Origin of the sequence: Nonomuraea sp. CA-143628 (assembly GCF_050942315.1) — a bacterium.
GTDB lineage: Bacteria > Actinomycetota > Actinomycetes > Streptosporangiales > Streptosporangiaceae > Nonomuraea.
The window spans coordinates 8649406-8670433 of the sequence record NZ_CP192072.1; the positions used below are offsets into that span (position 1 = coordinate 8649406).

Annotated in this window: 20 protein-coding genes and 1 riboswitch; of the genes, 9 read left to right on the plus strand and 11 right to left on the minus strand. The window is 69.6% G+C overall.

Annotated features, from left to right (window positions below):
- Nucleotides 1–86: 86 nt before the first annotated feature.
- A riboswitch (FMN riboswitch) is annotated at nucleotides 87–217 on the minus strand.
- A gap of 95 nt (nucleotides 218–312) precedes the next feature.
- Nucleotides 313–1122 carry an oxygenase MpaB family protein gene (locus ACQP2T_RS39345; protein WP_433509940.1) on the minus strand — a complete coding sequence of 270 codons (810 nt, stop codon included), beginning with the start codon at nucleotides 1120–1122 and terminating at the stop codon, nucleotides 313–315.
- 269 nt (nucleotides 1123–1391) lie between these two features.
- Between ACQP2T_RS39345 and ACQP2T_RS39350 the strand changes: the two genes are divergently transcribed.
- From ACQP2T_RS39350 to ACQP2T_RS39370, 5 genes are read left to right on the plus strand one after another with little or no spacing between them, the layout of a single operon-like run.
- Nucleotides 1392–2393 (plus strand): ABC transporter permease, encoded by a 1002-nt coding sequence (locus ACQP2T_RS39350; protein WP_433509941.1) that lies wholly within the window; start codon nucleotides 1392–1394, stop codon nucleotides 2391–2393.
- A gap of 9 nt (nucleotides 2394–2402) precedes the next feature.
- On the plus strand, nucleotides 2403–4187 hold the full coding sequence (locus ACQP2T_RS39355; RefSeq protein WP_433509942.1) for an ABC transporter substrate-binding protein: 1785 nt from the start codon (nucleotides 2403–2405) through the stop codon (nucleotides 4185–4187).
- 53 nt (nucleotides 4188–4240) lie between these two features.
- Nucleotides 4241–5221 (plus strand): ABC transporter permease, encoded by a 981-nt coding sequence (locus ACQP2T_RS39360; RefSeq protein WP_433509943.1) that lies wholly within the window; start codon nucleotides 4241–4243, stop codon nucleotides 5219–5221.
- Entirely contained in the window at nucleotides 5221–6234 is a 1014-nt protein-coding gene (locus ACQP2T_RS39365) for an ABC transporter ATP-binding protein (RefSeq protein ID WP_433509944.1), read from the plus strand. Before ACQP2T_RS39360 ends, ACQP2T_RS39365 begins: the two co-directional genes overlap by 1 nt.
- A complete protein-coding gene (locus tag ACQP2T_RS39370; RefSeq protein WP_357945315.1) occupies nucleotides 6231–7262 on the plus strand; it encodes an ABC transporter ATP-binding protein in 1032 nt (343 codons plus the stop codon). Before ACQP2T_RS39365 ends, ACQP2T_RS39370 begins: the two co-directional genes overlap by 4 nt.
- 189 nt (nucleotides 7263–7451) lie before the next feature.
- Here ACQP2T_RS39370 and rpe read toward each other — a convergent pair whose 3' ends face one another.
- The gene (gene rpe, locus ACQP2T_RS39375) at nucleotides 7452–8153 is read right to left on the minus strand and encodes a ribulose-phosphate 3-epimerase (protein WP_433509945.1); all 702 of its coding nucleotides are present in this window, start codon (nucleotides 8151–8153) and stop codon (nucleotides 7452–7454) included.
- Nucleotides 8154–8275: 122 nt separating this feature from the next.
- The gene (locus ACQP2T_RS39380) at nucleotides 8276–9253 is read right to left on the minus strand and encodes a phosphotransferase family protein (RefSeq protein WP_433509946.1); all 978 of its coding nucleotides are present in this window, start codon (nucleotides 9251–9253) and stop codon (nucleotides 8276–8278) included.
- A gap of 83 nt (nucleotides 9254–9336) precedes the next feature.
- On the opposite strand from ACQP2T_RS39380, the gene ACQP2T_RS39385 reads away from it, so the two are divergent.
- Nucleotides 9337–9738: a hypothetical protein gene (locus ACQP2T_RS39385; RefSeq protein WP_433509947.1), complete on the plus strand. Its 402-nt coding sequence runs from the start codon at nucleotides 9337–9339 to the stop codon at nucleotides 9736–9738.
- 24 nt (nucleotides 9739–9762) lie between these two features.
- Here the strand turns inward: ACQP2T_RS39385 and ACQP2T_RS39390 are convergent, their stop codons facing one another.
- Nucleotides 9763–11223 (minus strand): MFS transporter, encoded by a 1461-nt coding sequence (locus ACQP2T_RS39390; protein ID WP_433509948.1) that lies wholly within the window; start codon nucleotides 11221–11223, stop codon nucleotides 9763–9765.
- A gap of 244 nt (nucleotides 11224–11467) precedes the next feature.
- Here ACQP2T_RS39390 and ACQP2T_RS39395 point away from each other — a divergent pair, with 244 nt between their 5' ends.
- Complete coding sequence (locus tag ACQP2T_RS39395) at nucleotides 11468–11869, plus strand: hypothetical protein (RefSeq protein ID WP_433509949.1); 402 nt, start codon at nucleotides 11468–11470, stop codon at nucleotides 11867–11869.
- 23 nt (nucleotides 11870–11892) lie between these two features.
- Here ACQP2T_RS39395 and ACQP2T_RS39400 read toward each other — a convergent pair whose 3' ends face one another.
- Nucleotides 11893–12831 carry an aldo/keto reductase gene (locus tag ACQP2T_RS39400; protein ID WP_433509950.1) on the minus strand — a complete coding sequence of 313 codons (939 nt, stop codon included), beginning with the start codon at nucleotides 12829–12831 and terminating at the stop codon, nucleotides 11893–11895.
- A 91-nt stretch (nucleotides 12832–12922) separates the two neighbouring features.
- Here ACQP2T_RS39400 and ACQP2T_RS39405 point away from each other — a divergent pair, with 91 nt between their 5' ends.
- Nucleotides 12923–13543, plus strand: a complete 621-nt coding sequence (locus ACQP2T_RS39405) for a TetR/AcrR family transcriptional regulator (RefSeq protein ID WP_433509951.1) — start codon at nucleotides 12923–12925, stop codon at nucleotides 13541–13543.
- Between the two features lie 41 nt (nucleotides 13544–13584).
- On the plus strand, nucleotides 13585–14568 hold the full coding sequence (locus ACQP2T_RS39410) for a serine hydrolase domain-containing protein (protein WP_433519892.1): 984 nt from the start codon (nucleotides 13585–13587) through the stop codon (nucleotides 14566–14568).
- Nucleotides 14569–14610: 42 nt separating this feature from the next.
- Here ACQP2T_RS39410 and ACQP2T_RS39415 read toward each other — a convergent pair whose 3' ends face one another.
- The 6 genes from ACQP2T_RS39415 to ACQP2T_RS39440 are packed head-to-tail and all read right to left on the minus strand — an operon-like array spanning nucleotide 14611 to nucleotide 21007.
- On the minus strand, nucleotides 14611–16242 hold the full coding sequence (locus ACQP2T_RS39415; RefSeq protein ID WP_433509952.1) for an RsmB/NOP family class I SAM-dependent RNA methyltransferase: 1632 nt from the start codon (nucleotides 16240–16242) through the stop codon (nucleotides 14611–14613).
- On the minus strand, nucleotides 16200–16565 hold the full coding sequence (locus ACQP2T_RS39420; protein ID WP_433509953.1) for a hypothetical protein: 366 nt from the start codon (nucleotides 16563–16565) through the stop codon (nucleotides 16200–16202). Before ACQP2T_RS39420 ends, ACQP2T_RS39415 begins: the two co-directional genes overlap by 43 nt.
- 60 nt (nucleotides 16566–16625) lie before the next feature.
- Nucleotides 16626–17555: a methionyl-tRNA formyltransferase gene (gene fmt, locus ACQP2T_RS39425; protein ID WP_433509954.1), complete on the minus strand. Its 930-nt coding sequence runs from the start codon at nucleotides 17553–17555 to the stop codon at nucleotides 16626–16628.
- A 2-nt stretch (nucleotides 17556–17557) separates the two neighbouring features.
- On the minus strand, nucleotides 17558–18106 hold the full coding sequence (gene def, locus ACQP2T_RS39430; RefSeq protein ID WP_363989160.1) for a peptide deformylase: 549 nt from the start codon (nucleotides 18104–18106) through the stop codon (nucleotides 17558–17560).
- Nucleotides 18107–18131: 25 nt separating this feature from the next.
- Nucleotides 18132–19466: a hypothetical protein gene (locus ACQP2T_RS39435; RefSeq protein ID WP_433509955.1), complete on the minus strand. Its 1335-nt coding sequence runs from the start codon at nucleotides 19464–19466 to the stop codon at nucleotides 18132–18134.
- 38 nt (nucleotides 19467–19504) lie between these two features.
- Complete coding sequence (locus tag ACQP2T_RS39440) at nucleotides 19505–21007, minus strand: hypothetical protein (protein WP_433509956.1); 1503 nt, start codon at nucleotides 21005–21007, stop codon at nucleotides 19505–19507.
- Between the last annotated feature and the right edge of the window lie 21 nt (nucleotides 21008–21028).

Genomic DNA, 21028 nt, shown 5'->3' on the forward strand with positions numbered 1-21028 from the left:
GCCAGTAGCTCCAAGCCACGGCGGGCCCCGGGGGGTATGGCGGTGCGCGTACGCACCACAGTGGCGCCCGGCTCAAGGCCGGACACCCGCGCGCTTCCTCCCATCCGGACTTTAACCGTCGGTCCCGGAATTTCACCGAGTCAACCGGCCGATGGCATCGGCCGGGTCGCGGACTGTAACCGCCGGTTCGGAATTTCACCGACCCCGGAGCACGCTAGCTCTCTTCTCACACCAGTCTGCCATGCCGACAAATGCGGACGCGACCGCCCCCTACTATGCCAAACAAGCGCTCGCTTGGTCAACAGAGGGAGGTCAGGCGGCCATGAGACGGCGGGCGAGACGGGCGGCCGGGCTGTAGCGGACCTGCGCCGGGATCAGCCCCAGCCCGGTGTGCAGCGCCCTCAGCGTGGTCGTCGCCCACAGGTCGCCGACCGGGGTGGCGGGCAGGCCGTACAACCGCCTGGCCCAGCGCGGCAGCGTCGCGAACGCCAGCAGCGTCACCCCCGGCAGGACCGGCTTGAGCGGGGTGAGCAGCAGCGGGAGCGGCGCGGTGAGCGACAGGCGGAGCGGGTGCGCCGCCTCGGGGACGAACCGCAGACCGGGACGCTCCCCCTCGATGTAGTCCCGCAACTCGCCCACGGTGCCGGGGACGGAGGCCGGGTCGAGGCCGACGACCTCGGCGGCCCGTCGCCATTCGGCCACGAAGGTGTCCGCCTCGGCGTCCGTCAGCTTGACGCCGCCCCGGCGCGCCACCGACAGGTAGGAGTCGACCTCCCCCACGTGCACCCAGCGCAGGGCGTCCGGATCGTCGAGGTGGAAGCGCTCGCCCGTGTCCGGATCACACGCGGTCAGCTTGGCGTGGATCCGGCGGACCCGGCGGCCGGCCCGCTCGACCTCCTCGTGCGTCCCGTACGTACGGACTCGGACGAATTCCGTCGTCCGCGTGAAACGCGACCACGCCTCGTTCGGGTCCATCAGAGAGGAGTTCTGCAGCACGCCGCGCATCGCCTTGGGGTGCAGCCCCTGCATCAGCAGCGCCCGCAATCCGCCGACCAGCAGAATCGGCTCGCCCATCACCCGCCAGGTCACCGAATCGGGCCCGAAGAGCCCATGGTCCTCCATAAGCGGACAGTTACCCAGGTAACGCCTGCTTCATGTCACAGCATCATCTTGTTTATGCCTTGATTCCGTGATTAAGAAAGCGTCACCACGATAGATCATGACATCGCGTACATGACCAGGTCAACGGCATAGAAGGCACGACCGCATCGATATTTCACAACAAAACAATCAAACCTTGGCGAAGCATTGCCTCCAGCTGATCGGGCCTGCAAATCTGCCATATGGCCTGAAACTTCCCGTTCTGGCACGTTCCTTGGGGGCCTTGTTAGATGACCACACCGACGTCCACCGCACCAGAGATCGACGCGACGTCCGTGACCGAAGCACCGGATGCGGTGGGCCGATCGCCCGGCCAGCTCATGTGGCTGCGCTTCCGGCGGGACCGCACCGGGGTCATCTCCGCCGCGATCGTGATCCTCTTCTTCCTGGTCGCCATCCTCGCGCCGGTCATCTCCTTGGTGTACGGCAAGGACCCGTACACCCTGTACGGCCAGGACCGGCCCGGGCTGCTCAACGACTTCGGCTACGCGATGGCGCCCAACGGCGGGATCAGCTCGGAGTTCTGGTTCGGCATCGAGCCCAACCTGGGCCGTGACGTGTTCATGCAGCTCGTCTACGGGATCAGGACCTCGCTGCTGATCGCGGTGGTGGCGACGATCCTCACCACCCTGATCGGCATCGTGGTCGGCATCATCGCCGGGTACGCCGGCGGCAAGACCGACTTCTTCATCGGCCGGATCATCGACCTGATGCTGTCGTTCCCGCAGGTGCTGTTCATCATCGCGTTCACGCCGGTGGTGGACCAGCTGCTGGTGCCCTCCAACGAGGAGACCCCGGTGTGGCTGCGGGCGGTCACGCTGACCATCCTGCTCACCGTCTTCGGCTGGGCCGGGCTGGCCCGGCTGCTGCGCGGCCAGGTGCTGTCGATGCGCGAGCGTGAGTTCGTGGAGGCGGCCAAGGTCACCGGCGCCTCCCCCGCCAGGATCGTGTTCAAGGAGCTGCTGCCCAACCTCTGGACCCCGATCCTCATCCAGTCGACGCTGCTGCTGCCCGCCCTGGTCACGGCCGAGGCGGCGCTGTCCTTCCTGGGGGTCGGGATGGGCGAGCAGGTCCCCGACTGGGGCCGGATGTTCCTGCGGGCCACGCAGGTCTACCAGAACGACATCACCTACCTCATCTTCCCCGGCGTCGCACTGCTGATCTTCGTCATCGCCTTCAACCTGCTCGGTGACTCGGTCCGCGACGCCTTCGACCCCAAGATCAAGCGCTAGAGGAGAGAAATGAATCACCGCAAACGGTCGGCTCTCGCGGTTGTCGCGGCGGCCTCGCTGGCGTTGGTCGGCGCCTGCGCGCCGGGCAACGCGGGCGCTCCGTCGAGCGCTCCCACGAGCGCGGGCGCCTCGTCTGCGCCGGCGGCGGCCTACAAGCCCCCGACGATCACCATGGGCACCGCGGAGGACTCCAAGGGCCCCGCCATCCCGCCGGAGGGCGTCGTCAAGGGCGGCACCGTCACCATGATCGACCGGGACGACTTCGCCCACTTCGACCCGGCCCAGATCTACGTGAACACCGACGCGAACTTCGGCCTGCTCATCAGCCGCGGCCTGACCGGTTACAAGCGGATCGCCAAGGGCGAGTACAAGCTGGTCGGCGACCTGGCCGTCGACGCCGGCACGCCGTCCGACGGCGGCAAGACCTGGAAGTTCACCCTGAAGGACGGGGTGAAGTGGCAGGACGGCAGCCCGATCACCTCAGCCGACGTGAAGTGGTCCGTCGAGCGGATGTTCGCCCCCTTCGTCACCTTCGGGCCGAACTACATTCAGACGTGGCTCACCTCCGAGGACTACAAGAAGGCCTACCCCGGCCCGTACGGCGGCAAGGAACTCGACAACATCGAGACCCCTGACGACAAGACGATCGTCTTCAAGTTCAACTCGCCGCACGCCGACGCCAACTACGCCTTCGCCATGGCGGGCTACAACATCGTGCCCAAGGCCAAGGACACCAAGGAGAAGTACGACAAGGAGCCCGTCTCCTCCGGTCCGTACATCATCAAGTCGCACGTCGTCGACAAGTCCCTGGAGCTGGCCCGTAACCCCAACTGGGACGCGGCCACCGACCCGATCCGCGGCGCGTACCCGGACGTGTGGAAGATGGAGTTCGGCCAGGAGGCCACTCAGGTGACCGACCGGTTCGTGGCCGACTCGGGACCTGACCAGACGGCGTTCACGTTCTACTCCAACACCCCGGCGGAGCGACTGCAGCAGGTGCTGGGCGACGCCAGCCTGGCCGACCGGCGCATGATCAGCCCGTCGCCGTACGGCAACTACTACTACTTCAACCTCGACCGGGTGAAGGACCAGAAGATCCGTCAGGCGATCAACTACGCCTGGCCGGCCAAGCAGATCCAGCAGGCCCTGGGCGGCCCGCAGGCCGTGGCGCTGCCGACGACGATCCTCAACGAGAACACCACGGTCGGCTACAAGCCGTACGACCTGTTCGGGAAGCTGGCCAAGCCCGAGGGCGACATCGAGAAGGCCAAGCAGCTGCTGGCCGAGTCGAGCAACCCGCACCCGACCATCGTCTACGCCTACAACAACCTGCCCACCCAGGAGCCGGTCACCCTGGTGATCAAGAACGCCCTGGAGAAGGCCGGGATCAAGGTCGTGGCCAAGTCGCTGGACCGTAAGACGTACTACGACTCGATCAGTCAGACGAAGAACGAGTTCGACCTGTACTGGGGCGGCTGGGGCGCCGACTGGCCGTCCGGCTCCACCGTGATGCCGATCATCTTCGGCCCGGTCTCCGACGGCGGGCAGAACATGAGCCACCTCAACGACCCGACGGTCAAGGCCGAGATGAAGAAGATCTCGGAGAACCCGGACATCAACGCGGCCAACGAGGCCTGGATGAACCTCGACAAGCAGATCCAGGAGACCATCACCCCGCTGGTCGTGGCCGAGAACCGAATCGGCACCTTCCTGCACGGCTCCAAGGTGGGCGGCGCCGAGATCGATCCGCAGCAGTGGATCGTCTCGCCGAACACCATCTTCGTGAAGCAGTAGCACCGCCGCTCCGGGCGTCGTCGCGGCGCCCGGAGCACCCTTTTGGAGATCTCGTGCTTCGATTCCTGACCCGCCGCGTCATCGGCGCCGCGGTCATCCTCGTGATCATCTCGGGGGTGACCTTCTTCCTGTTCTTCGTGATCCCCGCCGACCCGGCTCGGCTGGCGTGCGGCAAGGTCTGCCCGCCGGAGACGCTGGCGCAGGCCAGGCACAACCTGGGCCTCGACCAGCCGGTCGTGGTGCAGTTCGTGTCGTGGCTCGGGGGGATCTTCTTCGGCCGGAACTTCGAGGGCCTCGGCAACTGCCCCGCGCCCTGTCTCGGCTACTCCTTCGTCAACCGCGCCCCGGTCTTCGAGACCATCATCGACCGGCTGCCCGTCACCATCGCGCTGACGATCGGCGCCTCGGTGATCTTCCTGACGTTCGGCGTGGCCACCGGCATCCTCGCCGCGCTGCGCCAGGGCAAGCCGCTCGACAAGATCGCCAGCATCTCGTCGCTGGTCGGCGCCTCGATGCAGATCTACTTCGTCGGCACGCTGGCCATGTACTTCTTCGTCTACCAGGCGCACGTCTTCCCGCAGCCCAAGTACATCCCGATCACCGAGGATCCGCTCGGCTGGTTCGGCGGGCTGCTCCTGCCCTGGATCGTGCTGGCGATCATCTTCACCGCCAACTACACCAGGATGACCCGCTCCACGATGGTGGAGAACCTGGCCGAGGACTACGTACGAACCGCCAGGGCCAAGGGCATGTCCGGCAGGAGCGTGGTGCTGCGCTTCGCCCTGCGCGGCACGCTGACCCCGATCATCACCATCTTCGGCGTGGACCTGGGCCAGCTCATCGGCGGCGCGATCATCACCGAGACCACGTTCGGGCTGCAGGGGATCGGCCGCCTGTCGGTCCGCGCGGTCGACTACTCCGACCTGCCCACACTGATGGCCACCGTCCTGGTGGCGGCGGGCGCGATCGTGGTGATGAACATCGTCGTCGACGCCCTGTACGCCGTCATCGATCCCCGCGTGAGGCTGAGCTGATGTTCCTTGAGGTCAACGAGCTCACCGTCGACTTCCACACCGAGGACGGCGTGGTCCACGCGGTGGACCGGCTCTCCTTCCAGGTGGAGCAGGGGACCACGCTCGGCATCGTGGGAGAGTCGGGCTCGGGCAAGTCGGTGACGAACCTGGCCGTGCTCGGCCTGCACAACCCGGAGACGGCGAAGATCTCCGGCAGCATCACCTTCGACGGCCAGGAGCTGATCGGCGCGTCCAGGTCCACGATGGAGAAGCTGCGCGGCGACCGGATCGCGATGATCTTCCAGGACCCGCTGACGTCGCTGTCGCCGTTCCACACGATCGGCGCGCAGATCGCCGAGGTGTACCGCAAGCACAAGGGCGTCTCGCGGTCGTCCGCGCGGGACCGGGCGATCGAGATGCTGGACCGGGTCGGCATCCCGCAGCCGAAGGTCCGCGTCGACGACTACCCGCACCAGTTCTCCGGGGGCATGCGCCAGCGCGCGATGATCGCCATGGCGCTGGTCTGCGACCCCGGTCTGCTGATCGCCGACGAGCCGACGACCGCGCTCGACGTCACCGTACAGGCGCAGATCCTCGACCTGCTGAGCGAGCTGCAGGAGCAGTCGGGCACGGCGATCGTGCTGATCACCCACGACCTGGGCGTGGTGGCCAACACCGCGCACAACGTGCTGGTCATGTACGCCGGGCGGGCCGTGGAGCGGGGCACGATGCACGAGGTGCTGCGTGAGCCGCGCCATCCGTACACCTGGGGGCTGCTGGGCTCGATGCCCAGCCTGCGCCGCCCGGTGGACCTGCCGCTGGAGCCGGTGCGCGGCACCCCGCCCAGCCTGATCAACCTGCCGTCCGGCTGCGCGTTCCACCCGCGCTGCGACCACATGAAGCTGCTGGGCAAGCAGGTGTGCGCCGGTGACCGGCCCGAGCTGTCGCCCGAACACGGCCACGGCGACGCCTGCTTCCTGACGCTCAAACAGAAGGCGGAGCAGCGCCGGCGACCAGTTGAGGAGACGAAGTGACGGAGAAGCTGCTGGAGCTGTCCGGGGTGGTGAAGCACTTCCCCGTCAGAGGCGGCTTCCTGGTCAAGCACCAGGTCGGCGTGGTGCACGCGGTGGACGGCATCGACCTGACCGTGCACGCGGGCGAGACGCTCGGCCTGGTCGGCGAGTCGGGCTGCGGCAAGTCGACGACCGGACGCCTCGCGGCCCGGCTGCTGGAGCCGACCGGCGGCCGCATCACCTATGACGGCCGCGACATCACGCACGCGGGCCGCCGCGAGCTCAAGCCGATCAGGCCCGAGATCCAGATGGTCTTCCAGGACCCGTACTCCTCGCTGAACCCGCGGCACACGGTCGGCTCGATCATCCGCGGCCCGATGGACATCAACGACATCAACCCGCCCGGCGGCCGGGAGGCCCGCGCCAGGGAGCTGCTGGAGATCGTCGGCCTGAACCCCGAGCACTACAACCGCTTCCCGCACGAGTTCTCCGGCGGCCAGCGGCAGCGCATCGGCGTCGCCAGGGCCCTGGCCCTGGAGCCCCGGCTGATCGTGGCCGACGAGCCGGTGTCCGCGCTGGACGTGTCGATCCAGGCCCAGGTGATCAACCTGCTGCAGCAGCTGCAGCGGGACATGGGGATCGCGTTCCTGTTCATCGCGCACGACCTGGCGGTGGTCCGGCACTTCTCGCAGCGGGTCGCGGTCATGTACCTGGGGAAGATCGTCGAGATCGCGGACCGGGAGTCGCTCTATGAGCGGCCGCGCCATCCGTACACGCACGCGCTTTTGTCGGCGGTGCCGGACGCGGACGTGGAGGGGCCGGCGCGGCAGCGGATCCGGCTGGCGGGGGATGTCCCGTCGCCGCTCAATCCGCCGTCGGGGTGCCGCTTCCGTACGCGATGCTGGAAGGCACAGGAGAAGTGCGCGGTGGAGGAGCCGCCGCTGACGCGGCTGTCGGGCAACCACGAGGGCCACCTGACCGCCTGCCACTTCCCCGAGGCCCCCACCACCCAAGGTGAGGACGTGGTGCTGGACCCGGCGCTGGCCTGATCACTCTCATCTGACTGTCCGGCCCGCCGTGCTTCTCGCGGCGGGCCGGACGTCTTTCACAACCGTTTCCTTGTACGGCAAGCATGGGGAACCCGCCACCCGCCGACCGGGGTTGAGGGCCTCCAGGAAGACGGCCGCTGACCGGACGGTGGCCGGGCGCCGTTACGCCCCGCCGACAGCTCGTTCGTCCTAAGCCCGTTCGTCCAAAGCCCGTTCGACCTGAGCTTGTTCGGCCTGGGCTTGTTCGGCCTGGAACCGGAGGGCGTCGACCGCCGCCGCCGGGTCCGAGGCGCCATAGACGGCGCTGCCCGCCACGAAGACATCCGCGCCGGCCACCACGCAGCGCTCGATGGTGTCCGCGTCCACGCCCCCGTCCACCTGGAGCCAGATCTGCCCGCCGTGCCGCTCGATCAGGGCGCGGGCCCGGCGGATCTTGGGCAGCACCATGTCGAGGAACTTCTGCCCCCCGAACCCCGGCTCGACCGTCATCAGCAGGAGCATGTCGACCTCACCCAGCAGATCCTCGAAGGGTTCGATCGCCGTGGCCGGGTTGAACGCGATGGCCGCCCGCGCGCCCAGCGACCGGATCTCGCGCAGCGTGCGCACCGGCGACTTCGCCGCCTCCACGTGGATCGTGACGCTGCCCGCGCCCGCCTCGGCGTAGGGCGGGGCCCAGCGGTCGGGGTCTTCGATCATGAGGTGGCAGTCGAGCGGCATCGAGGTCGCCTTGCGCAGCGCCTCGACCACGGGCAGCCCGAGGGTCAGGTTGGGCACGAAGTGGTTGTCCATGACATCCACGTGCAGCCAGTCGGCATTGGTGACGGCCGCGGCTTCGTCGGCGAGCCTGGCGAAGTCGGCGGACAGGATGCTGGGCGAGATCTGTAGGGCCATGATGGTCAGAGTCTATTGAACGGCGCCCACACCCGCAGCGGTGCGGGTACTTCATCAGTTTCTACACTTAAGGCCCTCAAATGCGGCGCCTTCATGAGGCGTTCACAGACGGGTTTCACTTCTCACCGACGGTTCCGTAACCAGCGCAGCGAGGCCCGGCCCAGCGCGACCATCATGTTCACCAAGTGGCGATCGGCCCCCGGTCCCGCCGACGCGGCGATCCGGAGCAGAAAGCCCGAGTGCGCCGCCAGCACCGCGTCGATCTGAGCCGGATCGAGGTCGCGGGTCAGCGGATGGCTCTCAGCGATCGGCTGCGGATCCATCCCGCTGAGCGACACGCCGGCCAGCAGCGTCACCACGTCGCAGTGACCGGCCCCGACCCATGCGTGGGGCCAGTCGACGACGAAGACGCGCTCCGCGGTCAGCATGATGTTGAACGGATACAGGTCACCATGCAGAAGCGTCTGACCAGCCAGAGCCGGTGCGGCGCGCTCCTCCAGGCCGGCGAGTTCGTCGAGGTGCCCAGCCGCCCACGGGGAAAGCGCACCGAGCCTCTTGACGACGCCGCGCTCGATCCCGGGGCCGCCCTTCGCCAGTGCCACCCAGCCGCCCAGCCGCGGCCCGCCCAGTAACGCCCCGTCCACCGGCGATGGGGTCAAGGCCCGTACCAGGTCGGTGACGGCCGTCAGGACCCGCTCGAGTTCATCCCGCCGCCATGGCTGGGCAGGCAGCCGGCCCGGAATCTCCTCGAATATCAGCGCGACCCAGTCACCGTCGTCATAGGCATCCAGCAACCGTGGCACCGGCACCGTCGGGGGAAGCCGCCGCGAGATCTCGATCTCCCTGCGGTGAAAGGCCGCCACCGCCGGCGCCGTCAACGTACTCGCGGCCTTCACGAACGCACCCCCGCCGCCCGCCAGACGCACGCGCGCGGCCAAGCCCTCGGAGAACCCGCCCGGCTGACTGACCGCGCCGACCACCCGGTCACCGAGCAACCGCTCGATCCCCGCCGCCACCTCCTCGGGCACGGCCGCCCAGGCGATCCTCCTGCCGCCCGTAGCCCGCGGGACCGCACTCGAACCGTGTTCCTGGCTGCTCACACTCCGTGATCCTTCCTGCTCTAGCCACGTGCGAATTGAGGTTTCCCGGCAGCACAGGATGAGTCACGGGCTACGATGGCCACATGACCGCTCCCCAGCACCGCGTGCAACTTGCCGCCCGCGTCCAACGGCTCGAAGTGGCCGTTTGTACGCTGGCTTCCGGCCTTGGGGATGTCAAGGCCGCGGTGGACCAGCTCCCGCAGACGATCCGCCAGGAGATCCTCGAATATACGGAGCCCGTCTTCGGGGAAATCATGGCGGGCAACGCTTCGCTGGCCACGAAGGAGCAGCTGGACCAGCTTGAGCAGCGCCTCAATGGTCGCCTAGATGACCTGAAAGGCCTGACCGATGAGCGCTTCGGTCAGGTCGATGACCGCCTCGACCAGATGGATAAGCGCTTCGGTCAGGTCGATGACCGCTTCGTTGAGGTTAACGCCAAACTGGACCAACTCCTGGCGGCTCTGGCGCAAGCACCTCCGCGCTGAGCCCTGGCAGCAAGGAAAGCGGTCTCAGCTTTTGGCCGTGGTGCCGGGGCGGAAGAGGGCGGCCACAAGCGCCGCTACCGCGAGGCTGGTCACGGCGGCCACGAGCACCGCCAGGTGCATGCCGTCGAGGACGGCGGCGACATTCGCCTCGACGCCGGTGACCGTCCCGGCGCCGTAGAGCGCGACGGCGGCCAGCATGGGGGTGCCGAGGGTCAGGGCGATCTGCTGGCTCATGGTGCTCAAACCGGTGGCCAGGCCCTGCTCTTCGTCAGGCAGGCCGGAGGTGGCGATGACCGTGTAGGAGACCAGGCCCATGGCATGGCCGAAGAACGCGACCGCGACGGCGGCGAGGACGATGTAGATGCCCGCGGCGCCTTCGCCCACGGTCAGCAACCCCAGGAGGCCCAGCCCCTGGACCGCCAGGGCGATGACGAGGGTCCGCTTGCCGCCGATGGCGCCGATCACCCGGGGGGCGAGGAGCCCGCCCGCGATGGCCGCGATGCTGGACCCGCCGAACGCCAGGCCGGAGGCGAGCGGCTGGTAGTCGAGGACGTCCTGCAAGTAGAGCGTCATCTGGAAGACGACCGCGCTGGGCATGCTGATGACGATGATCCCGGCGAAGTTGCCCCAGCGGACGGTGGGCCGCTTGAGCACGCTGATCGGCGCCAGCGGGTGCGGGCTGCGCAGTTCGATGAACCAGAACGCGACCAGCAGGAGCGCGGCGAGGATCAGGCAGCCGATGACGACGGGGTCTCCCCAGCCGTTCCGCTCGGTCGCGGAGATGCCGTAGACCAGGCTCACCAGGCCGCCGGTGACCGTGACCGCGCCGGGAATGTCGAGGCGGCGGCGAATCCGCTCGCCGGTGTCGCTCAGCACGCGCGGGGCGATGAGCACGATGAGCGCGACGACCGGCAGGTTGATCAGGAAGGCCCAGCGCCAGCTCAGCAGTTCGGTCAGCACGCCGCCGAGCACCGACCCGAGCGCGAAGCCGCCGGTCAGCAGCGTGCCGTTGAGCCCGAGGGCACGCCGGCGGAGCGGGCCTTCCGGGAAGGAGGTGGTGAGCAGCGACATCGCGGCGGGTGTCGCCATCGCGGTGGCCAGCCCTTGCCCGATACGCCCGGCCAGGAGCATGCCCGGCGACTGCGCCAGGCCGCCGACCAGCGACGCCACGCCGAGGAGCAGCATTCCCGCCAGGAAGAGGTTGCGCCGGCCGAACAGGTCGGCGACGCGGCCGAACAGCAGGGTGAAGCCCGCGGCGGGCAGCATGAATCCCGTGACGATCCACTGCAGGTTGCTCAGCTCGAAGCCGAGCTCGGCGCCGATCGTCGGCACGGCGATGTTGAGTACCGAAAAGTCGACCGCGAGCATGAACTGGGCGCCGAGCAGGAGAACCAGGATCAACTTGTGCCGGGACGTCATCTGGTTCTCGAGGGGTTCGTCCCGCGCTTGCCTGCCGGAATCGAGCGTGGAGTCGAGCTCCGTCATGGTGTTCCTCTCGCCTGATGCTTTCTTAGGTCGGAGTGCTCGATCACGCGTTCGCGAAAGTCGATCACGGCCCGTGAACGAGCCAACAGCAAGAGGAACACCGGCGGCCCGCGGCGGGTTGCAGGCAAGCGCGCCACGGCGCGAAGTGAGTTATGCCCAACTCATGCGCCATCAGGCCTTTTCCGCACCCCGCTGGTTCTCCGGAGCCCGTGAGCACAGATGAGTCACCGGCTACGATGACCACATGACCGCTCCCCAGCACCGCGCGCAACTGACCGACCGCGTCCAACGACTCGAGGCGGCCGTTTTCACGCTCAGTTCCGATCTGGGGGACGTCAAGTCCGATCTGAGGGACGTCAAGGCCGCGGTGGACCAACTCCCGCAGACGATCCGCCAGCACATCCTCGAATACACCGAGCCTGTCTTCGGGGAAATCATGGCGGGCAACGCTTCGCTGGCCACGAAGGAGCAACTGGACCAGCTTGAGCAGCGTGTGAATGCTCGTCTGAGCAACCTGGATGATGGTCTGAGCGGCCTGGATGATCGTCTGAGCGGCCTGCAAGACCTGACCGAAGCGCGTTTCAGCCAGGTCGACGCCAAACTGGATCAACTCCTGATGGTTCTGGCGCAAACGTCTCCGAACTGAGCCCCGGCTGAGACGATCCGGAATCAGCCGAGCGAGACCTCTGCCGAGCGGGAGGGGACGGCGTCGAGCGTGTTGAGCGTGTCGCGGTCGAAGGTGATCGTACCGGCGGCGAGGTTCTCTTCCAGGTGCTCGATGCCGGCGGTGCCGGGGATGAGCAGGACGTGCGGGGCGTGGTGCAGCAGCCACGCGAGGCCGACCTGCACGGGCGTGCGGCCGAGGGACGTCGCGGCGGCGTGGACGGCCGCTTCGTCGGTCACCTTCGGCATCTGGGGGAAGGCGCCGCCGAGGGGGAAGAACGGCACCCAGGCGATGCCCTCGGTCCGGCACAGTTCGAGCACGGCTTCGTCGTCGCGGGTGACGAGGCTGTAGGCGTTCTGCACACAGACGATGCCGGCGGGGATCGCTCGGCGTAGCCCGTCGAGGGTGACGCTGCCCAGCCCGATCGCGCCGATCTTGCCCTCGTCGCGCATCGCCGTCATCACGGCGAGCTGGTCGTCGAGGTCGACCGCCTGATCGCCCGTGGCCCGCACGCCGGGACCGGAGTCGGGACGGCGCAGGTTCACGACCGGGATCTGCTCCAGGCCGAGGCTGATGAGGTTGTCCTCGACGCTGGCGCGAAGTTCTTCGGGCCGCTGTGCGAGCCGCAGCGGCATCGGACCGTCTGGGTCGGGGGTGGCGCCGACCTTGCTGACGACCATGACATCGTCCTGCGGCCGGATCGCCTCGCGGAGGAGCTCGTTGACGAAGCCGTTGCCGTAGAACTGGGCGGTGTCGATGTGGTCGACGCCGGAGTCGATCGCCCGGCGCAGGACCGCCAGGGCCGCGTCACGGTCGTCGTGCAGGCGGCTGAGCTGCATGGCGCCATATCCGATGCGGGACACGGTACGCCCGGCGAACTGAGCGGTGCCGCCGGGCCGAGGAACATCGACCGGCTCATCGGAAAGGGTGTTGCTGGAGGTCATGATAATCCCATCCAGGTAAGATGCCAGAGATACCGGAGGAACCTCCGCTATCTCTGACTGACTATAGAGCAATATCGGAGGTACCTCCACTTTGACTTCGACCGAACCGGCGTCCGCCGAAACCGCCGCAGAACGGCCGGCCACGACGCAGCGTCCGCTCCGCGCCCACGCCCAGCGCAACCGCGACAAGCTCATCGCCGTCGCCCGGACCGCCTTCGCGGCCGCCGACGACACCGTCCCGCTCGAAAGCATCGCCCGTGAGGCGGGCGTGGGAATCGGCACCCTCTATCGCCATTTCCCCACCCGCGAAGCACTCGTGGAGGCGGTCTACGCCGCCGAGCTCGACGACATCACCACGAGCGCCCCGGCCCTTCTCGAACGGTTGCCGCCGCAACTCGCACTGCGGGCCTGGATGGAGCGCTACGGGGCGTTCGTCGCGATGAAACGCGGCATGGCCGACGCACTGCGCGCCGGCCGGGCCTCAGGCCGCATCCCGACAGCCACCACCAGGGAAGGCATCATCGCCGCGATCACGATGATCCTCGCCAAGGGCGCCGAGACGGGCTCACTCCGTGCGGACGTCGATCCGGACGATGTCGCCACGATGCTCTTCGGCATCTTCGTCGCCACGGCGGCCCTTGATACCCCCGAGCAGACCGGCCGCCTCCTGGACCTGCTCATCGACGCACTGCTCCCCAAGCCAGGCCACTAGCAGGGGTCCGGGGCGGCCCGAAGGATCATTTCGTGTCCCAGATGCACCAACGCATAACAACCCTTATCTCCGAAGCCGGCTACCGCAGCGACGAACCGATCGTGGTCGGGATGCAGCAAGGCGGCGCGCCACCCGTACTCCTCGCCCAAGGGTTGTCAGCCACCGGTGGGTCAGTGACCGCCACGACGCTCGCATACGCGGCGTCACTGTCGAAGCAGATGACCGCGGCCTGCGCCGCGCTGCTGGCCCAACATGGCGCGCTGGACATGGAATCGCCCCTGTCAGGCCGGCTGCCCCAGCTACCGGCGTGGGCCGGCACCATCCGGCTCCGGCACCTTGTCCATCACACAGCCGCCCTTCCCGCAGACGCCGAAATCGATGCCATCATCACCGGCGACGCCGACCGGACCACCCCAGGCATCATCCAAGCGCTCGCCCAGTTCCCGGACCTGGACCACCAGCCGGGCACCGAACACGTCTATTCCAACGCCGGATACGTCTGCCTGGCCGCCGTGGTGGAACGAGCGGCGGACATGCCGCTGCCCGACTTCGCCCAGCACCGCCTCTTCGTACCGCTCGCGATGGCGGATACCCGCTACTGGCCCGGGCCTGACCCAACGCCCCCGGGCGCCGCGCCGCTCGCCCGTCTTCATCCCGCCCCGCTGTCCCTGGGTGACGGAGGGGTATGGACAACTCTCCACGATCTGCTGCGCTGGGGCCAGGCGCTCAACGCCGATGAACTCGGCATCTCGGAGCTCATGCAGACTCCTGGACGCCTCGATGACGGAACGCCGATCGACTACGCCTGGGGCATCGGCGTCCGATCACACGCCGGGCATCGCGTCTATCGGCACGGAGGAGGCTGGACGGGCCTGCGTGCCCTGCACGCCCGGGTTCCCGACCTGGAGCTGAGCGTGGCTCTCCTTGCGATCGACGACCACACCGAACGCCGAGTCCCGCTCCTCAACGGCCTTCTCGATGAAGTGGTCAATCCCGGCTTCCCGTTGAAGGACGAGCAGACCTGATTCCCGGCGCCCATCACGCCGGGAAACGCGAACATGATCCACTCAGCGCGGGCGCTTGCGGAGGAGGGCGAGGAACATCGCGTCGGTGCCGTGGCGGTGCGGCCAGAACTGCGCGTGCGGGCCGTCGCCCAGCCCGTCGATCTCCGGCAGGTAGTCGCGCGCGTCGAGCTGCTCCACGTCGCCGCGCCGACCGGCGACGTCACCGACGACGACCCGGGTCTCGGCCAGGTGCGGCGAACAGGTGACGTACGCGACCACCCCGCCGGGCCGTACGGCTTCGAGTGCGGCGTCGAGCAGGCGCCGCTGCAACCGGCCCAGCTCGGCGATGTCCGCGGGATCCCGCCGCCACCTCGCCTCGGGGCGACGGCGCAGCGCTCCGAGCCCGGTGCAGGGCGCGTCCAGCATGATCCGGTCGAACGCTCCCGGCCGCCAGGCCGGCTCCGTCCCGTCGGCGGTGACCACGGCGGCGTCCCGGGTGGTCTGCCAGACCAGCCGCGCCCGGTGATACTGCACGTCGGCGGCCAGCAGCCGGGCGCCACCCGGATAGGCCACCGCCCGACCCCCGGGCCCCACACGATCCGGCCGACCTGACCGGTCATCCTGGCCATCCCGGTCATTCCGGCCGTCCGAGTCCCGACCGCCCCGGTCCCGGTCGTCCCGGTCCCGGTCATTCCGGCCGTCCCGATCATCTCGGTCCTGGTCTTCCCGGTCCTCACGATCGCCGGAAAAGGCGGGAGTTGCAACGGCAGCACGATCGCCGCGATCGGCGAGATAGCGGTCATCGAAAGCCGCGGCGTCACCGCGATCAGCGAGATCGCGGTCGTCAGAGGCCGCGCCGCCCCCGCTGAAGTAGCGGTCGTCGGAAGCCGCCAGGTCGCCGTAGGTGGCGATGGCGTCGAGGAGGCCCGCCTTGCCGCCCGGCCCCGCGCACATGTCGAGCCACAGCTCGTCACGCCCGTCGAGCGGCACGCGGGTCAGAGCGAGCGCCACGAGCTGGCTGGCCTCGTCCTGGACGGCCGCGCGGGTCTCGGCCACCGCCGGGATCCTGCCCGGGTCGCCCTCCGGCAGGTAGGCGGCGTACGGCGAGTAGCGGCCCGGGTCGGCGCCGCTGTCGGTCAGCTCCCCTACCGAGCTGCGGCCGGGCCGGGCGACCAGCGTCACCAGCGGCCGCGCGTTGTCGGCGGCCAGCAGGTCGGCGACCTCGTCGGCCCGGCCGCCCAGGGCGTCGCGGAACGCGCTCACGATCCACCGCGGATGGCTGTAGGCGACCGACAGATGCCCGGCCGGGTCGCGGGCCTCGTCGGGGGCCACGATCGGGACCCACTCCTCGATGGTCCGTGACCCGATCTTGCGCAGCACGGCGTTGACGAACTTGGCGGCGCCCGTCCCGATGCGCAGCCGTACGAGATCGACGGTCGTGCCGACGGCGGCGTGTGGGGGAACGCGCATCTTGAGCAGCTGGTGGGCGCCGAGCCGCAGGGCGTCGCGCACGTCGGAGTCGGGCGCCCGGTCGACGCACATCTCGATGATCGCGTCGTACGTCCCGAGCCCGCGCAGCGTGCCGTAGGCCAGCTCGGTCGCCAGCGCCGCGTCACGCCCCTTCACCCCGCGCTCGCGCAGCAGGCGCGGCATCAGCAGGTTGGCGTAGGCGTCACGCTCGTCGACGGCCCGCATGACATCGAAGGCGGCATTGCGCGCCTGGTCACGCGCCGGACCCCGCGGCCGGCCCCGGCCACCGCCACGACCCCCGCCCTGCCCGCCCCGGCCACTACCTTGACCGGCCTGGCCACCGCCTCGGCTGCCGCCCTGCCCGGCTCGGCCGCCGGCTTGACCAGCCTGCCCGCCGCCCTCACCCGCACGACCGTCACCACGCCCGGTCTGACCGCCCCGGCCACCACCGCGCCCGGCCTGGCCACCGCCTCGGCTGCCGCCTTGACCACCCCGGCCGCCGGCTTGACCGCCTTGGCCACCTTGACCGGCTCGGCCGCCGCTGCCATGTCCGGTCCCGGTCGGCCGTCCCTCGTTCTGGCGGCGTGGGCCCTGTCCCATGTCGTTTCTCACTCGAACCTGTCGTCGTTCTCAGGACGCACACCGCGCGCCCACTCCCCCGCGCTCATCAGCCGTTTGCCCTGCGGCTGGAGCTCGCCCAGCTCGACCGGGTGGGTCGCGGTGCCGACCAGCACGGTGTGCTTGGTCGCGGCGATGGCGCCGGGCGCCAGCGGCTCGGCCGTGGGGGCGAGCCGGACCGGGCCGAGCTTCAGCCGGTGGCCGCGGAACTCGCTCCAGGCGCCCGGGTTGGGGGTGCAGGCGCGGATCAGGCGGTCGACGCGCATGGCGGGCGCGGACCAGTCGACCCGGGCGTCGGTCACGTTGATCTTGGGCGCGACGCTGATCCCGTCGGCCGGCTGGGGAACCGCCTGCAGCTTGCCGTCGGCCACCCCGTCGAGCGTGGCCGACAGCAGCTCGGCGCCCGAGACTGACAGGCGGTCGAGCAGCGCGCCGCTGGTGTCGTCGGGACGGATCTCCTCGGTGACGACGCCGAAGACCGCCCCGGCGTCGAGCTCCTTGACGATCTGGAACGTCGAGGCGCCGGTGATCTCGTCACCGTGCAGGATGGCGCGCTGGACGGGCGCGGCACCCCGCCAGGCGGGCAGGATCGAGAAGTGCAGGTTGATCCAGCCGAGCGGCGGCACGTCGAGCGCGGACTGCGGCAGCAGCGCCCCGTAGGCGACCACGGGGCAGCAGTCGGGCTCCAGCCCGCGCAGCCGGTCGAGGAACTCCGGGTCGCCGGCCTTGGCCGGGCGCAGCACCTCGATGCCCGCCTCCTCGGCCAGCTCGGCCACCGGCGACGGGTGCACCTTGCGACCGCGCCCCGACTGGGCGTCGGGCCGGGTGACGACCGCGACGACCTCGTGCCGGGGCGAGTCGATCAGTGCGCGTAGTGACGGCAACGCCGTCTCGGGCGTGCCCGCGAAGACCAGGCGCATCGTCAGAGTGCCTTCCCGCCCATGGTGTGCGGGGAGAACTTGACCATGGGGACGGACAGCCCGCTCCACTCCGCCTCGCGGACGGCCTTCATCGCCAGCTTGCGCTGCTTGGGGTCCATCCGGTCGATGAACAGGATGCCGTCGAGGTGGTCGGTCTCGTGCTGGAAGCAGCGGGCCATCAGGTCGGTGCCCTCCAGCGTGACCGGCTCGCCGTACATGTCGAAGCCCTTGGCGACGGCGCGGATTGCCCGCGGCGTCGGGAACGACAGGCCGGGGAAGGACAGGCAGCCCTCCTCGCCCTCCTCGTCGATGTCGGCGGACAGGTCGAGGTCGGGGTTGATCAGATGGCCGAGCTGTTCGTCGACGTAGTAGGTGAACACCCGCAGCCCGACGCCGATCTGCGGGGCCGCGAGCCCGGCGCCGGGGGCGTCCATCATCGTGTCGGTGAGGTCTTTGACCAGCTTGCGGAGCTCCTTGTCGAAGTCGACGACCGGGGCCGCCGCGGTGGTCAGCACCGGGTCTCCGAACAGGCGGATCGACTGGATCGCCAAAGGGTCACTCCGTTTCGTCAGTGGGTCAGCCCAGTTTAGTGTGCGCCAGCGATCGGGCCTTCATCGCGGCTTTGCGGGCTGCCTTGACCACGGCCTTGTCGTCGTGCGCGGCGGCGAGCATGTCGAGCACCGCGATCGTGTCCGGGTGGCCTACGGCGGGCATCTCGCCGACGAGCCGGATCAGGTCCTCGCCCGGCTCGGGGTCCAGCCGGCCCGCGGCGGGGCCGGACAGGTGCATGAGGGCGGCCAGCGAGTCGACCGCGATCCAGGTGTGGTCGTCGGGGCTGAGCGTGGGGGCGTCGAGGTCGCGGATGTGCAGCCAGGAGGCGGCGTAGCGGCGCATCAGCGGTAGTGCGAGCGCCTCGCGGACGGGAGCCTCGGCCTCGGGCCCCAGCTCCTCCAGGATGGCGCCTACGGCGCCGCGCTGCCCCGCGGTGCCCTCCGCCGCGATCTCGATGAGGTCGTGCGCGGCCTGCGCGGGCGGGCGGCGCTCCAGCCAGCCGGCCACGGCGCTCTGCGTGGCGGCACCCTTGACCAGGGCCTCGACCAGCTCGGCGGCGGACAGGTCGGCGAACACCTCGACCTCGGCCGTCGTCGGCGCGTCGTGCCCCTCGCGCAGCAGGTCCCTGCGTACGGCCCAGACGCCGAGCGGGGTGAGCGCGGTGCGGCCGGCCGCGGTCTGCTCGACCAGGCCGCAGTAGGCCAGCAGCGCCAGCGCGTCGAGCAGCTCGGCGGGCAGCGAGGCGGCCAGTCGGCGCATCTCGATGGCGCCGGGCTCGCAGGCGACCTCGTGCGACTGCAGGATGCCCCGGGCGAGGTTGGCGATCGCGACGCCGGAACGTACGGAGTAGACCGTGGCCAGCATCTCCGCCAGGTGCTCGTCGACGACGGCCGAGCCGGTCAGGCCTTCGTCGGCGCGGTCGAGCACGTCCATGACCACGCCGTCCCAGAACTCCAGCGTCGCCTCCACCGAGAGCCGCTCCGGCAGCGGCCCGCGCGAAGCGTGCCCGCCGGCGATCTGGAGCAGCCCGGTGTTGACGGCGACGATCCAGACGAGTCGGAGCCGGGCGGCGTCGAGGCCCAGCTCGGCGGCGGCGGCGTGGGCGTCGGCCGCGACCGGCAGCCCTTCCGGGGTGACCTCGCGGGTGCCGGTCCACTTCATGAGCCGGATGGCGTCGGCGACGAGCGGCACCGTGGGCACGATCCCGGCCAGCTCGGCGTCGGGCGCCAGCAGCACAGGTGGGAACGTCAACGCCTCTTGCTCCGCCACGGGAGTCTCCTCGGGTGGCCGTGGGGGCACGGCGGACTGCTCATCGATCAGCTTACGCAGCTCGGCGAGGTCGAAGACGTTGTTTGCCACCCCACGAAACTTACTGCACACGAGTCACATGAGCGTACTCAACGGATGGCTCGGGAGCGCGCTTTGAAGGCGGCCTTGCGGGCCGCCTTGGCCACCGTACCGTCGGGCAGCGAGCGTCCGAGCAGCTCCAGCACCTCTACGACGTCGGGGTGGTCCACGCGCCACATCTCTTCGATGAGGTGGGCGGGCGGGCCGGAGGCGGCCATGTTCTCGGCGAAGATCTCGGGGGCCTCTTCGGCGGCGGGCAGCGCCAGAGCGAGCATGTCGATGCTGACCCACAGCAGCTCCTCCTGGCTGAGCTGCGGGGCGGCCAGCCCTCGGGCGGTCAGCCAGTGGATGGCGTGCGGGCGAAGCTCCTGGTCCTCCAGGCAGGCGCGTACCTCCGGCTCCGCCTCGGCGCCCAGCCGGTCGACGATGGTCACCGCGATGCCGCGCGCCACGGCGGGGGCGCCGGAGGCGGCGGCGAGCAGCTCGGCCGCCGCAGTGACCGGGCTGCGGCCGGCCAGCCACCTGCTGATGTCCTCTTCGGCCAGCTCGGTGGGCATGCCGTCGAGCAGGCCCTCGATCAGCCCGGTCGCGTCGGCCTCGGCCAGGTCACCGGCCTGCGGGGCGTCGAGGCCGAGCGCCAGGTAGTGCTCGCGCAGCCCCCACACGGCCAGCGGGGTGAGCCCGGCGGCCTCGCCCTCGACCGCGACCATGCCGCACCAGGCCAGCCGGTCGAGCACCGCGCCCAGGTCGGCGCCGCCCGCGTCCGCGACCTCCTCCAGGTAGTCGCCGATCACGGTGACGGGCACGGGCGCCCGCAGCCGGTAGAGCATGTCGAACAGGTCGTAGAGCTCCTCGTCGAGCTCGGCCGAGCCGGTGACGGTGCCGCGGGTGTCGCGTTCGACGATGTGGGCGACGATCTCGGCCCACGCCTGGAGCGGGTCGTCGCCGACGTCGCGCCGCAGCTCCTCTTCCAGATCTCGGTACGGTCCGGCGTTCCCCGCCAAGAGCGGCACGTCCGCCAGCTCCGCCACGAGCGCGTCGGGCTCCGCCAGTCGTACGGCCGGCAGCGGCGCGCACCCCGGGCAGTCGCAGGGCGCCTCCCCCAGGTCGGGCAGCTCGCCCGAGGGGATCGCGACCGACTGCTCCAGCGACTCGGGACCGATGGAGCTGAACAGGCTCTTGGCCATGCCGAAGTTGGCCGTGTCGGCGAGCGCCACGGGCATCTTCGGCTCGATGCCGGCCAACTCCTCGCGCATCGCCGCCGCGGTCTCCTCGCCGACCGCGTCGGCCTGCTGCAGGAAATCGACGAGGGTACGGGCGGCGGCCACGGTCTCCGGCGCGCTCTCCGGCGGTGCGATGACCTTGCGAGGGTAGATGGACAGCAGCAGCTCGTCGAAGGTCGCGGGAGTGAAGTCGCCCAGCTCGTTGACGTTGAGATAGTCGCTGGCGTAGTCGCAGAGCAAGCGGATTTCGTCCGCGTCCACCACGACGCCCCGCGCGCGCCCCCAGGCACGGAGGTCGTCGATGGCCTGGTTCACCCATTCGATCGACACAGGGGCACGCTAACGGCTGGC